The organism is Pseudomonas sp. G3-39 (genome assembly GCF_054790485.1).
In genome coordinates, this window is the sequence record NZ_CP186497.1 from 2,043,422 (window position 1) to 2,056,871 (window position 13,450).

Below are 13,450 nucleotides of genomic sequence, written 5' to 3' on the forward strand. Positions count from 1 at the left end.
TTCATCGTCTTCCTGTTTAACTGCAACTGGTTTGCATTAACAGACGCACACTCTTGCGCTCCACAGGACTACGTTCGACGTGAAAAACACCTCAACCAACAACAAAAAATCCCCCTGGTTACCGCTGGCCCTGGCGTTGGCGGTCAACGCCGCCGTGCCGCTGGCCTTCGCCGCTGAAGCCATTCACATCCGCGCCCAGCCGTTGGGCCAGGCCCTGAGTGAACTGGGCCAGCAAACTTCGCTGCAAGTGTTTTTCAGCCCGGAACTGGTGGCCGGCAAACAGGCACCCGCGGTCGATGGCAACATTTCCCCCGAGCAGGCGTTGCGCCAATTGCTTCAGGGCAGCGGCCTCGACTATCAGATCAACGAAGGCTCGGTGACTTTGGCTCCAGTCGCGACCGCCGCCAGCAATGGCCCGCTGGAACTGGGCGTGACCGACATCAAAGTGGTCGGCGACTGGCTCGGTGACGCCGACGCCGCCGTGGTGCAGAACCACCCGGGCGCACGCACGGTGATCCGCCGCGAAGCCATGGTCGAGCAGGGCGCGATGAACGTCAGTGATGTGCTCAAGCGTGTGCCGGGCGTACAGGTGCAGGACTCCAACGGCACCGGCGGCAGCGACATCGCGCTGAACGTCGGCGTGCGGGGCCTGACTTCGCGCTTGTCGCCACGCTCCACGGTGCTGATCGACGGTGTGCCGGCCGCATTCGCACCGTACGGCCAGCCACAACTGTCGATGGCGCCGATCTCCTCGGGCAACCTCGACAGCATCGACGTGGTACGCGGCGCTGGTTCCGTGCGTTACGGCCCGCAAAACGTCGGCGGGGTGATCAACTTCGTCACCCGCGCCATCCCGGAAAAAGCCACCGGGGAAATCGGCACCACCCTGGAAACCACCCGTTACGGCGGCTGGAAGCACATCGACACGGCGTTCCTCGGCGGCACCGCCGACAACGGCATGGGCGTGGCGCTGTTGTATTCCGGGGTCAACGGCAACGGTTACCGCGAGCGCAACAACGGTAACGACATCGACGACGTGCTGCTCAAGACCCATTGGGCGCCGACCGATCAGGACGATTTCAGCCTCAACTTCCATTACTACGACGCCAGCGCCGACATGCCCGGCGGCCTGACGCAGAAGCAGTACGACGACAAACCGTATGATTCGGTGCGCGATTACGACAACTTCAGCGGTCGGCGCAAAGACGTGTCGTTCAAGTGGATCCGGCAGATCGACGAGCGCACCCAGGCAGAAATTCTCACCTACTACACCGACAGCTTTCGCGGCAGCACCATCGCCGCCCGCGACCAGAAAACCCTCAGCTCTTACCCGCGTTCCTACTACACCCTCGGTGTCGAACCGCGTGTGTCGCGGGTGTTTGACGTCGGCCCGACCACGCAGGAAGTCAGCGTCGGTTATCGCTACCTGAAAGAGGCAATGCACGAACAGTCGAGCCGTCTGGCGCTGGTCAACAATCAGCCGGTGGTCACGCCGACGTCCGACGGCCATGTGTTCCAGGACCGCACCGGCGGCACCGAGGCCAACTCGGTGTACGTCGACAACAAGATCGACGTCGGCAACTGGACAATCACTCCGGGCATTCGCTTCGAACACATCAGCACCGACTGGCATGACCGCGCCGTGCTCGACACTGCAGGCAAACGCGTGCCGGAGAAAAACCGCAGCATCGAAAGCAACGAACCGCTGCCGGCGCTGAGCGTGATGTATCACCTGTCGGACGCGTGGAAACTGTTCGCCAACTACGAAACCTCGTTCGGCAGCCTGCAGTATTTCCAGCTTGGCCAGGGCGGTTCGGGTGACCAGACCGCCAACGGCCTGGAACCGGAAAAAGCCAAGACCTACGAGATCGGTACGCGCTACAACGATGACGTGTGGGGCGGGGAAGTGACGCTGTTCTACATCGACTTCGATGACGAACTGCAATACATCAGCAACGATGTCGGCTGGACCAACCTCGGCGCGACCAAGCACCAGGGCATCGAAGCGTCGGTGCACTACGACATGGCAGCGCTCGATCCGCGTCTCGACGGTCTGACCGCCAACGCCGGTTTCACCTACACCCGTGCGACTTACGAAGGCGAGATTCCGGGCTTCAAGGGCCGTGATCTGCCGTTCTATTCGCGGCAGGTGGCGACCGTAGGCTTGCGTTACGACGTCAATCGCTGGACCTACAACATCGATGGTTTCGCCCAATCGAAACAACGCTCGCCGGGCACCGGGGTCAACGCCGATGGCAGCTTCAACGGCAACTACATCACCGAAGGCACGGCCGACGGGCAGTACGGCGACATCCCGGGTTATGTGACCTGGAACGTGCGCGGCGGGTATGACTTCGGACCGCAGGTGTCGAACCTGAAGCTCGGCGCCGGGGTGAAAAACGTCTTCGACAAGCAGTATTTCACCCGTTCCAGCGACAACAATTCGGGGATGTATGTGGGCGCACCGCGGACGTTCTTTGTGCAGGCCAGCGTCGGTTTTTAAAGCTTAAGATCAAAAGATCGCAGCCTGCGGCAGCTCCTACATTGGAATGCGTTTCCTGTAGGAGCTGCCGCAGGCTGCGATCTTTTTGCTTCAGACTTTCAACACCTTCCCGCCGATGGCGACTGCCACCAACAGCAGCGCCATCAACCCGAAAGCAAAACTCAAACTGCTGGCATGCGCGACAAAACCGATCACCGCCGGCCCCGCCAGAATCCCTGCGTAACCCAGCGTGGTGATTGCCGGCACCGCAATGCTTTCCGGCATCACCGTCTGCTTGCCCACCGCCGTATACAGCACCGGCACGATGTTCGAACAGCCGGCGCCGACCAGCGCATACCCGAGCAGCGCGGCTTCCCAACTCGGGGCGAAGGTCGCCAGAAACAGGCCTGCCGCTGCCAACAGCCCGCCAAACAGAATGATCCGCGTAGCCCCGACACTGCGCACGATCCGGTCACCCAGCAGGCGTCCCGCCGTCATGGTCAGGGCAAATGCGGCGTAACCCAAACCCGCGTACGCCGTGTCGATCCCGCGTTCCTGGGCGAGGAACACCGCGCTCCAGTCGAGCGCCGCGCCTTCGGTGAGGAACACGATGAAACACATCCCGCCGATGAACAGCACGATGCCGTGGGGAATGGCGAATGCCGGGCCGGAACTTTCACTGCCGTACGGCAACATGTGCGGCACCGCTTTGAACAGCGCGCCGATCAATACCGCCACCACCACCAGCATCGCCGCCAGGGGCGTCAACCCGAGACCGAGCAGGGCGCTGACACCGGCCGCGCCGACAATCCCGCCGAGACTGAACAGGCCATGAAAGCCCGACATCATATTCTTGCCGCTGGCCCGTTCGACGATCACCGCTTGCAGGTTGACGGTCGAATCCACCGTGCCCAACCCGGCGCCGAACATGAACAGCGTGGCGATCAGCGCCGGTATCGACGACAGCGTCGCCAGCAATGGCAGCGCCGCGCAAATCAGCAGGGTGCCGCCGGTGGCGACTTTGCGGCAGCCGAAGCGCGTGGCGAGAATCCCCGCCAAGGGCATCGCCAGAATCGAGCCGACTCCCAGGCACAGCAGCAACAGGCCCAACGTGCCTTCGTCGAGTCCGGCGCGGGCCTTGGCGTACGGCACCAGCGGCGCCCATGCGGCAATGCCGAGGCCGGCGATGAAAAAAGCGATGCGCGTCGACATCTGTTGCAGGCGTCCGGGGACGAAGGTGTCTTGGGGGTTGAGGCTGGTCATATCGATCCTTGGCAAAAAACGTCGCGTCCCCGAATGACAGTGATAGCGCGTCGAGGTTCGATCGCAAGTCTCGGGGGCGGTGCAGCCGACATCCTAACCTGTGGGAGCGAGCTTGCTCGCGAATGCGGTGGTTCAGGCGATGAGATTGGTGGCTGATACGCCGCTTTCGCGAGCAGGCTCGCTCCCACAGGGTTTTGCACAGAACGGACATTTGTGAGCGCCAGTCATCCAATGTGGGAGCGAGCCTGCTCGCGAATACTGTGTATCAGCTAATCAATATGGCGGCTGATGCACTGCTATCGCGAGCAGGCTCACTCCTACAAGGGATCGCGGTTTACAGTGATGGCTCGACAAGGTGAGTGAGGCTAGTGATGACGCAGTTTTACGATGCACGGGGCAATATCTACGGGGTGGTTTCGCCTCAGGCACTTCGTGAGGCGGGGATCGATTTGCCTGTCGGTGCCGCGCAGTGTGCCTTGTCGAGACAGGCATGGAGTCAGGCAGCCATTGCGCTGTGCTGCGACTGGCCTGAGGGGCAGCGTCCGGCGGGGAGCAAATCCCATCGCAGCGATGGCCTGCTGATCGGCCCGTTTCAGTCGGCAGCGCCGTTCGACGTGCTGATCGTCAACACCGACGGCACCTTGGCCGAGCGCAGTGGCAACGGTCTGACGATCTTTTCCCAAGCGTTGCTTGAGCAGGGGCTGATGCGGGAAGAAGGCGCGTTGCTGAAGGTGCATCACGACAAGGGCGACGCCGTGGAAACTTCGGTGAAACCAGCTGCAGTCGAAGGCGTTCACGGCTTCTGGCTGGATCTCGGTCAACCGGGCTTCGGGCCTTCAGCGGTGACCGCCCGGAATGTTGAAAACCGCGAATTCAATGGTCATGAAGTGAGCCATGTAAAACCATTGGCGCAGCTCGATCCCGCGTGGCAGCACAGCCAGTTCGTGCGCATCGGCAATCCGCATTGCGTGACCTTGCTCACCGACGTTGCCGTGTTGCCGAGCAACTCACAAATGCGCGAATCGCACTGGGCTGAAGGCCTGACCCGAATCGCCTACGCGATGCCGACCGGCGCCGGCCAGCCATGCCCGGCGGGCATCAATCTGCAATGGGCCGCGCTTGAGTCCGCGCAGCGCATCGTCGCCCGAGTATTCGAGCGTGGCGAAGGGCCGACGGCGTCTTCCGGCACCAGTGCCAGTGCGGTGGCGTGTGCCGCATGGGCGGTGGGTTGGGTGGCGAGCGGCGAAGTGCACGTCGTCATGCCGGGCGGGACGGCGCCGGTGTTGCTCGAAGAAGAGCAGGGCGAATTGGTGCGGGTCAGGTTGTTTGGTACGGCTCGATTGATCGACTGAAGCGGCAATCGCCTTCGCTGGCAAGCCAGCTCCCACAGGGTTATGTGGTGAACACAAATCACGCGTTCACTGCTGAATACTGTGGGAGCTGGCTTGCCAGCGATGAGGCCATCAGCCTGACAAAAGTTTCAGATTTGTCCGCTGCTGAACGCCACCACCGGCATCTGCCGCTGCATCAGCACCTTGCCGCCACGAATCGAATACAGCGGCAGGCCCTGGCTGCGGATCACTTCGTAGTCGCTGTCCGCCGACAGAATCAGCAGGTTCGCCGGGCGCCCCTCTACCAGGCCATAACGCTCGCCCAGGTGCATGGCCTTGGCGCTGTTGTCGGTGACCAGGTCCAGCGCGTTCTGCAGGTTGCGGTAACCGAGCATGTGGCAGATGTGCAACCCGGCTTCCAGCACCCGCAGGATGTTGCCGTTGCCTAGCGGATACCAAGGATCGACGATCGAATCCTGGCCAAAACACACGTTCATCCCGGCTTCAAGCAATTCATTCACGCGCGTCACGCCACGGCGTTTCGGGAAGTTGTCGAAGCGCCCCTGCAGGTGAATGCTTTCGGTCGGGCACGAGACGAAACTGATCCCGGAATGCCCGAGCAGGCGGAACAGTTTGGCGCAGTAAGCGTTGTCGTAAGAACCCATTGCCGTGGTGTGGCTGGCGGTGACCCGCGCGCCCATGTCGCGGCTGCGCGCCTCTTCGGCGAGCACCTCAAGAAAGCGCGAGTGCGGGTCGTCGGTCTCGTCGCAATGCACATCGACCAGGCACCCGGTGCGCTCGGCCAGATCCATCAGAAACTTCACCGAACTGACGCCCTGATCACGGGTGTACTCGAAATGCGGAATGCCGCCGACCACATCGGCGCCCATGCGAATCGCTTCTTCCATCAGCTCGCGACCGTTGCGGAACGACTCGATGCCTTCCTGCGGGAACGCGACGATTTGCAGATCGATCAGGTGCCGGGATTCTTCGCGGACTTCGAGCATCGCCTTGAGCGCGGTGAGTTGCGGATCGGTGACGTCGACGTGGGTGCGCACGTGCTGGATGCCGTGTGCGGCCAGGGCCTGGATGGTCTTTTTCGCGCGGGTCTTGGTGTCTTCTTCGGTGATGGTGACTTTGCGCTCACCCCAGCACTCGATGCCCTCGAACAGCGTGCCGCTCATGTTCCAGCGCGGCTCGCCAGCGGTCAGCGTGGCGTCGAGGTGGATGTGCGGCTCGACGAAGGGCGGCACCACCAGATTGCCGCCGGCGTCGAGGTCGCCGGGGTTGAGGGTCGGGGCTTCGGTCTGGCGGCCGATGCTGCGGATCAGGCCGTCTTCCAGGTGCAATTCGTGCAAACCGTCCTGGTTGCGCAGTCGGGCGTTGATGATGTGCATCAGGCGAATCCTTCTTATAGGTCTGGTAGTGGCGCACTGGCGCGACGGGCGCCGAGCAGGCTGGTGACGATGACATACGTTAGCGCGGCGGCGGCAATCCCTACCAGCGGCGCGACCCACGGCGAGTGGAACGCAGTGAGCGTGCCGACCGCGTAAGCCCCCAGTCCCGGCCAGTTGAACGCCGGCAGCCGTGCGTCGGCCAGACGCGGATAGCGCCCGCGCCAGCGGAAGAAAAAGTCGGCCATGATCACCCCGCCAATCGGCGGAATCACCGTGCCCAGCAGAATCAGGTACGGCACCAGCATGTCGTACATGCCCAGCAGGGCGAGCAGGGTGCCGATTACCGCGCCGGCCAGGGTCACGGTTTTGCGTCGGCCGGTGCGCAGCAGGTTGCAGCCGGCGACGGCGAAGTTGTAGATGGTGTTGTCCTGGGTGCTCCAGATATTCAGTAGCAGCATGGCCATTGCGGCCATGGCGAAACCTTGCAGCAGCAACACTTCAACCACGTCGGGCTGCTGATAGACGATCGCGCCGTAGGCACCGATCAGCACCATCAAGCCATTGCCGATGAAAAATCCGATCAGGCTCGCCAGCACGGCAACCCGTGCCGAGCGCGAGAAGCGTGTCCAGTTGGTCGCCTGGGTCGCGCCGCTGACGAAGGTGCCGAACACCAGCGTGATCGCGGTCGACCAGTCCAGCGAACCCGTCGGCACCACGCTGAGCAAACCTTCGAGGCCACCGACTTTTACCGTCGCGACCCACATCGACAGCATCAGCAGCAACATCATCGCCGGCACCGCGATGTACGACAGGATCTCCAGGCCGCGATAACCGATATACGCCGTGGCGCAGAACACCAGGCCGAACAGCACCATCAAGCCGAGCACTGTGCCTTGCCCCAGATCGAAGTATTTGCCGAGCACCACGGCGGCGGTCGCAGTGCCCCAGGCGTACCAGCCGATCTGGGTGAAACCGAGGATCAGGTCACTGAGCTTGCTGCCGACTTCACCAAAACAGAAACGCCCCATCAGCACGGAGTTAAGTCCGCTCTTGAAGGCGATATAACCGAGGCCTGCCGCATACAGACCGAGCAGCAGGTTACCGACGACGATCACCGCCAGCATCTCGCCAAAACTGAAGGCGACCCCAAGCTTGCCGCCGGCAAACATGGTTGCGGTGAAGAAGGTGAAACCCAGCAGCACCATGGCGGTTGAGGCCAGACCTTTGCGGGCATGCATCGGCACTTCGCTGAGCGGGTAGTCGTTGCCGGGATCGTTCTGCGTCATGGGGCGTTCCTTGCTGGATTGGGGAGACGCGAAGCAAGTTGCAGTGGTCGTGCCAAATACCGTTATGCGGATTATGTATAGCCGAGTCAGGGATTTCGGCGCGAAAGCAGTGCACCAGAACGCACACAGGCCCAATGTGGGAGCGGGCTTGCTCGCGAAGGCGCCGGGTCAGCCATTGCAGGTGGCGACTGATGCAGCGCTTTCGCGAGCAAGCCCGCTCCCACCGTTTTGAACTGTGTTGGGGGTCAGAGGAAGCGCAGCAGGGCGGCGACGATGGTTTCCGGCGCGTCCTCCTGGACCAGGTGGCCGGCGTTGGCGATGGGGTGAAATTGCGAACCGGGGATCATCTGGTGCAACGCCAGACCCCGCTCGATGGGAATCCACTGATCGGCTTCACCCCAGAGAATCTGCACCGGGCAGCGGATGCTCGGGTACAGCGGTTCGGCCTCGCGGGTGTAGCGCTCGTCCATTTGCGCGATCTGCCGATAGAACGCCGCTTGTCCCGGATCGCCGAGCCACGGTTGCACGTAGGGCGCCAGTTCAGCGTCGGGGATGTCGCGGTGAATCGCCCCGCGAATGTAAGTCGGAACGATCGCGCGCTGAATGTAATCGGGCAGGCCGCTGAACGCCGCTTCATGCTGACGCACATGCTGCACGAACGGCGAACCCCACGGCGTCAGCGCCACCGGATCGATCAGCGTCAGGCTGCGGTAGTCCCTGTCATTGAGCAAATGCGTGCGCAACGCGGTGGCGCCGCCGAAGTCGTGGGCGACCACGTCCGGGCGCTGGATGTTCCAGTGATCGAGCAACTGCGCGAGCAGTTGATTCTGCACGCCGAGGGAAACATCGGCATCCGGTTGTGCGGAGCGCCCGTAACCCAGCAGGTCAAAATAATGCACCCGGTGACTGGCGAAAAAATGCGGTGCGATGCGGTGCCACACATACGATGAAAACGGCGTGCCATGCACGAACACCAGCGGCGGGCCGTCACCGCGCACGGTGTGGCGTATGGGATGCCCATTGAAATCGAAGACCTGATCCAGCAACCAGTCCGTCATCGACCTGTCCTCTTGGCGGGGTTGAGCCAAAAAGCATAGGCATAAAAAAACAGCCGTGAAGGCTGTTCTCTATTTTCCTGACAAACACCGATCCTTTGTAGGAGTGAGCCTGCTCGCGATAGCGTCGGCACATCCGAAATCAATGTGTCTGACAAACCGCTATCGCGAGCAGGCTCACTCCTACAGGGGGATTTGTGTTGGATCATTCACCGCGATAAATGCAACCGCTGGTGCAGGTCTCGTGAATGCGGATCGCGCTGAGTTCCGGCAGCAGTGGCTTCATTTCATTCCAGATGAATTTGGCCAGGACTTCGCTGGTCGGGTTTTCCAGGCCGGGAATGTCGTTCAGGTAGTTGTGATCCAGACGCTCGTACAGCGGCTTGAAAATCGCCTTGATCTCGGAGAAATCACGGATCCAGCCGGTGTGCGGATCGAGGTCGCCGCTCAGGTGCAGCGCCACCTTGAACGAGTGACCGTGCAGGCGTCCGCACTTGTGGCCGTCCGGGACGTGCGGCAGGCGGTGGGCGGATTCGAAAGTAAATTCCTTGAAGATTTCCACAGTATTTTCGGCTCTGTTCAGGTGGCGTTCGCCGCAGCGATTCGGGCAGGCGGCGAGTTTACCAGCTTGTGTTTGGCGATGCGGGAAAACACTGACTAAAGGGTCAGCAAGCGTTCGGCGAGGCGACCGTTGGCGGTCAGTTCAAGAAACTCGTCGCCGAGACGGCGGCTTTCGTCCATCGCCGCGTGCCAATACTTTTGGCGGCTCGGCGCATCGCCCATGAAGCGCTTGAAGTCGTTACGATCCGGCAGTTTGCCGTAGGGCAGGCGCGCCAGATATTCCTTCGACGGTGCCAGCAACAACACGTCCTGCAAGCGCTCCACCGAGGCGCGGCGCCACGGCAGGGTCTTGTCGAACCAGCCCGGAATCACCCGGTCGGTGAAGTGCGGATAGAGCACGATGCCGTCGCCGCTGTAGGGCAGGTCGAGGTGATAGTCGAGCAGGCCGCCGTCGCGGAACGTGCCGGCACCGGCGCCCGGCAGGTCGCGCACGCCTTCCATGACCATCGGGATCGATCCCGAGGCCAGCAGCGCCTGGCGCAGATTGCCGGCGTCGAGGGCGACGAAGCGCGACGGAAAGTCATTCAGCGCATTCAACGGCGGGGCGAGGCGCGGGTCGTGAATGATCAGCCGCTCGAAATGCCGCGACAGCCGCGCGCGACCGCGCAGGTTATCGGCGATCACCGAACCCAGCGCCAGACCGAGGCGGCCACGATGATCGTCGGCCAGGCGTCCGTGGCTTTTCACCACCATGATGTTCAGGCGGTAGTCGGCGTTGTTGAGGATGCTGGCGTCGCGGCCGTCGAGCAGGTCATTGAGCATGCGCTGCGAGCTCTGGCTGATCTCGGCCATGGTCACGCCTTTGTTGAAATTCTGCTCGGCGTACAACTGACCGAGGCGGCGGATGCCTTCAGCGGCGTCCGGCAGGCAGGCGCTGGCGAAGCGCCAGGAGCCGACTGAAGCACCGATCAGCGAGCGCTCACGCGGCGCGCTCGGCAGCCACTCACCGAACAACGCCAGGTCCAGCCCTTGAATCCCCAATGCCTTCGGCCCACCAGCCGCACCGGGCAGGGTGCCGACGTCAGCGGCGTTCAGGCCTTGGGCACGAATGCGCGCCATGGCCCGTGGGCCGGCCTTGAGGGTAAGGGCAGGGAACTTGATGTGGATGGCAGTCATACCGGTCTCGATCGTTAGCAAGCTTTGGATTATAGGCGCACTACTTGACCCTGTGGGAGCGGGCTTGCTCGCGAAAGCGGTGTGTCAGTCGCCATCATTATTGCTGACCAGCCGCCTTCGCGAGCAAGCCCGCTCCCACAGGGTTTTGCATGAATCTGCAAATGAGGTTGGTGTCAGGGGCAATGATGGCAATTCAGTTTCAGTTAAGTTCGCACCGCTATGGTGCCGACCGTAGCTGCACATAAAAATACGGAGACACCCATGAAAACCCTGACTGCCCTGTCCATTGCCTCGATCATCGGCCTGACCGCCAGCCTCGCCCACGCCCGCGATCTTGGCCCCGATGAAGCCCTGCGCCTGCGCGACGCTGGTACTATCGTCTCCTTCGAGAAGCTCAACGCCACGGCGCGGGCCAGACACCCGGGCTCGACCATCACCGAAACCGAGCTGGAAGAGGAGTACGGCAAGTACGTCTACCAGGTCGAAATGCGTGATCCGCAAGGGCTGGAGTGGGATCTGGAATTAGACGCGGTCACTGGGCAGGTTCTCAAGGATCATCAGGATACGTAATGAAGGTTAATGTTCGCGCCACCAGCCGCACGGCGTTGGCGCTTGTGATTGTTTGCTCGGCGGCGATGGCCCGCGACCTCGATCAGGACGAGGCGCTGAAGCTGCGTCAGCAGGGCGTGATCCTGCCGCTGGAGCAGGTGCTGCAACAGGCGCTGGATCGCTATCCGGGGGCCAAACTGCTGGAGGTCGAGCTGGAGGAAAAGCACGACGTCTATGTTTATGAAGTCGAGCTGCTGACGGTCGAGGGCGTGGCGCGCGAGCTGCACCTGAAAGCCGATACCGGCCAATTACTCAAAGACAAGGAAGATTGACCGATGCGTTTGCTTCTGGTGGAAGACCACGTGCCGCTCGCCGACGAACTGATCGCCGGCCTGCAGCGCCAGGGCTACGCGGTGGACTGGCTGGCGGACGGACGCGATGCGGTCTATCAGGGTAGCAGCGAGCCCTATGACCTGATCATTCTCGACCTCGGTCTGCCCGGCGTTCCCGGGCTGGAGGTGCTGGCGCAATGGCGTGCCGGTGGCCTGTCGACCCCGGTGCTGATCCTCACCGCCCGCGATTCCTGGGCCGAGCGCATCGAAGGCCTGAAGGCCGGCGCTGATGATTACCTGACCAAACCGTTTCATCCCGAAGAGCTGCATTTGCGGGTGCAGTCGTTGCTGCGTCGCTCCAAGGGCCAGGCCAATCAGCCGACGCTGAAAGCGGCCGGCCTGCATCTGGATGAAGGTCGCCAGTGCGTGATCCGCGACGGCAGCGAGATTCAGCTGACTGCCGCCGAATTCCGTCTGCTGCGTTATTTCATGCTGCACCCGGAACAGATCCTGTCGAAAACCCACCTCGCCGAGCACCTCTACGACGGCGAAACCGAGCGCGATTCCAACGTCCTCGAAGTTCACGTCAACCACCTGCGGCGCAAGCTGGGTAAAGCGGTGATCGAAACCCGTCGCGGCCAGGGTTACCTGTTCGGCGGGCAAGCTTCGTGAGGTCGATCCAGCGCCGCTTGAGCCTGGGGTTGATCAGCGTGATGGTGATCGTCGGCCTGGTGTTGGCGCAAACAAGTCTGTGGTTGTTTGAAGTCGGGTTGCAGCGTTATCTCGAGGCCGGTCTGCGCAACGACAGCGAAAGCCTGCTGGTCGCGCTGGTGCGTGGCCCGCAAGGTTTGCAACTGGATGAGCGGCATCTGTCGCCGGCCTATCAGCGACCGTTTTCCGGGCATTACTTCCGCATCGATTTTGCCGACAGCCACTGGCGCTCGCGTTCGCTGTGGGATCAGGATCTGCCGCTGCTGGAGCACCCGGGTTTGCACAGCAACCTGCAACTGGGGCCGGACGGTCAGCAGTTGCTGGTATTGCGCTCGGACTATCGACGTCTGGGGCAGTCGATCTCGATCAGCGTCGCCCAGGATTACACCCCGGTGCGCGAGAGTTTCCAGCGCATGCGCCAGATCGGCCTCGGGCTGGGCCTGGCCGGTTTGCTGCTGATTCTGCTGCTGCAACGGCTGACGGTGCGCCGCGCGTTGAAGCCGCTGGAGCGGGCGCGCGAGCAGATCGCCCAGTTGCAGCAGGGCCAGCGCTCGCAACTGGACGATCAGGTGCCGGTGGAGCTGGAGCCGCTGGTGGCGCAGATCAACCATTTGCTCGCGCACACCGAGGACAGCCTCAAGCGTTCACGCAATGCGCTGGGCAATCTGGGGCATGCGCTGAAAACGCCGTTGGCGGTGCTTTTGAGTCTGGCGTCGAGCGAAAAACTCGATGCCCACCCGGAGCTGCGCAAGCTCCTCAAGGAACAGTTGGAGCAGGTGCAACAGCGGCTCAATCGCGAGCTTAATCGCGCGCGGTTGTCAGGTGATGCGCTGCCCGGTGCGCTGTTTGATTGCGATGCGGAACTGCCGGGATTGCTGGCAACGCTGAACATGATCCACGGCGAGCATCTGGCGTTGAGTTACGTCGCGCCGCCGGGGCTGCAACTGCCGTGGGATCGCGAGGACTTGCTGGAACTGCTCGGCAACCTGCTGGACAACGCCTGCAAATGGGCGGATGCCGAGGTGCGTCTGAGTGTGATCGAACGTACTGACGGTTACGCCCTGAGCGTTGAAGATGACGGGCCAGGAATTCCTGAGGAGCAACGCACTCAGGTGTTCAGCCGTGGCACGCGGCTCGATGAGCAGACTGACGGGCATGGCCTGGGGCTGGGAATTGTGCGTGATATCGTCGAGACGTGGGGCGGGTTGCTGGTGTTGGGCGAGAGTGAGTGGGGCGGGCTCAAGGTGGTGATCGAGTTGCCTAAACGCTGATCTCCCCAACACCATAAATCCCCTGTGGGAGCGAGC

Annotated in this window: 12 protein-coding genes; 6 read left to right on the forward strand and 6 right to left on the reverse strand. The window is 62.2% G+C overall.

Annotated features, from left to right (window positions below; all coding sequences use genetic code 11):
- The first annotated feature begins 79 nt into the window (after nt 1–79).
- Nucleotides 80–2,503: a TonB-dependent siderophore receptor gene (locus tag ACOYXG_RS09090; RefSeq protein ID WP_460357162.1), complete on the forward strand. Its 2,424-nt coding sequence runs from the start codon at nt 80–82 to the stop codon at nt 2,501–2,503.
- A gap of 90 nt (nt 2,504–2,593) precedes the next feature.
- Here ACOYXG_RS09090 and ACOYXG_RS09095 read toward each other — a convergent pair whose 3' ends face one another.
- A complete protein-coding gene (locus tag ACOYXG_RS09095) occupies nt 2,594–3,745 on the reverse strand; it encodes an MFS transporter (protein WP_460357165.1) in 1,152 nt (383 codons plus the stop codon).
- Nucleotides 3,746–4,116: 371 nt separating this feature from the next.
- On the opposite strand from ACOYXG_RS09095, the gene ACOYXG_RS09100 reads away from it, so the two are divergent.
- Nucleotides 4,117–5,097 (forward strand): diaminopimelate epimerase, encoded by a 981-nt coding sequence (locus tag ACOYXG_RS09100; RefSeq protein ID WP_460357168.1) that lies wholly within the window; start codon nt 4,117–4,119, stop codon nt 5,095–5,097.
- A gap of 128 nt (nt 5,098–5,225) precedes the next feature.
- On the opposite strand, the gene codA is transcribed toward ACOYXG_RS09100, so the two are convergent.
- The 5 genes from codA to ACOYXG_RS09125 all read right to left on the reverse strand — a co-directional run bounded on the left by codA (nt 5,226) and on the right by ACOYXG_RS09125 (nt 10,551).
- Nucleotides 5,226–6,473: a cytosine deaminase gene (gene codA, locus ACOYXG_RS09105; RefSeq protein ID WP_027614004.1), complete on the reverse strand. Its 1,248-nt coding sequence runs from the start codon at nt 6,471–6,473 to the stop codon at nt 5,226–5,228.
- Between the two features lie 14 nt (nt 6,474–6,487).
- Nucleotides 6,488–7,759 carry a cytosine permease gene (gene codB / locus ACOYXG_RS09110; RefSeq protein ID WP_460357171.1) on the reverse strand — a complete coding sequence of 424 codons (1,272 nt, stop codon included), beginning with the start codon at nt 7,757–7,759 and terminating at the stop codon, nt 6,488–6,490.
- Nucleotides 7,760–8,004: 245 nt separating this feature from the next.
- Nucleotides 8,005–8,817: an alpha/beta fold hydrolase gene (locus ACOYXG_RS09115; protein WP_460357174.1), complete on the reverse strand. Its 813-nt coding sequence runs from the start codon at nt 8,815–8,817 to the stop codon at nt 8,005–8,007.
- 202 nt (nt 8,818–9,019) lie between these two features.
- Entirely contained in the window at nt 9,020–9,376 is a 357-nt protein-coding gene (gene queD / locus ACOYXG_RS09120) for a 6-carboxytetrahydropterin synthase QueD (protein WP_007915588.1), read from the reverse strand.
- Nucleotides 9,377–9,471: 95 nt separating this feature from the next.
- A complete protein-coding gene (locus ACOYXG_RS09125) occupies nt 9,472–10,551 on the reverse strand; it encodes a patatin-like phospholipase family protein (RefSeq protein WP_103369073.1) in 1,080 nt (359 codons plus the stop codon).
- Nucleotides 10,552–10,812: 261 nt separating this feature from the next.
- Between ACOYXG_RS09125 and ACOYXG_RS09130 the strand changes: the two genes are divergently transcribed.
- From ACOYXG_RS09130 to ACOYXG_RS09145, 4 genes are read left to right on the forward strand one after another with little or no spacing between them, the layout of a single operon-like run.
- Nucleotides 10,813–11,121 (forward strand): PepSY domain-containing protein, encoded by a 309-nt coding sequence (locus tag ACOYXG_RS09130; protein WP_460357179.1) that lies wholly within the window; start codon nt 10,813–10,815, stop codon nt 11,119–11,121.
- Entirely contained in the window at nt 11,121–11,432 is a 312-nt protein-coding gene (locus tag ACOYXG_RS09135; protein WP_027613999.1) for a PepSY domain-containing protein, read from the forward strand. The genes ACOYXG_RS09130 and ACOYXG_RS09135 overlap by 1 nt, the downstream gene beginning before the upstream one ends.
- 3 nt (nt 11,433–11,435) lie before the next feature.
- Complete coding sequence (locus ACOYXG_RS09140) at nt 11,436–12,104, forward strand: response regulator transcription factor (RefSeq protein ID WP_003223514.1); 669 nt, start codon at nt 11,436–11,438, stop codon at nt 12,102–12,104.
- Complete coding sequence (locus tag ACOYXG_RS09145) at nt 12,101–13,414, forward strand: sensor histidine kinase (RefSeq protein ID WP_460357184.1); 1,314 nt, start codon at nt 12,101–12,103, stop codon at nt 13,412–13,414. Before ACOYXG_RS09140 ends, ACOYXG_RS09145 begins: the two co-directional genes overlap by 4 nt.
- Nucleotides 13,415–13,450: the final 36 nt, after the last annotated feature.